1 pseudogene is annotated in these 368 nt (G+C 41.8%); it reads right to left on the reverse strand.

Going from position 1 to position 368, the window contains the following annotated elements:
- Positions 1-368 (reverse strand): annotated as a pseudogene (locus GQ590_RS12140) (IS5/IS1182 family transposase); the annotation flags it as partial.

Genomic DNA, 368 nt, shown 5'->3' on the forward strand with positions numbered 1-368 from the left:
AATGATAATGACGATAACCTTCTCTGCTAGTCGTTTTATATATTAATGATTGCCCGTTTGGGCAAGTATAAGTATCGGTTTGACTGTTATAGATAAACTGCTTTTTCTGATAGGATTCGCACCATGACTGGGACGACGATAACCCAACACCGGATATATCTGCTCTGTCAGCAGTAAATGGCAAATGGGTGCCGTAAAATAACCTGCATCAAGACCCACACCAACCGGATTAAAGCCAAACCGCTCTAACTGGCGTTTTAATCGAGCCATATAAGGCAGAGAGTCATGGACATTTCCGGCTGTGACATAAGTATCGGTAATTAAATTATGTTTGCCATCAACCGTTCGGTGATCTAAGTAGAAGAACC

The organism is Gilliamella sp. Lep-s35, assembly GCF_009795845.1.
In the GTDB taxonomy this organism is placed as follows: Bacteria; Pseudomonadota; Gammaproteobacteria; order Enterobacterales; family Orbaceae; genus Gilliamella.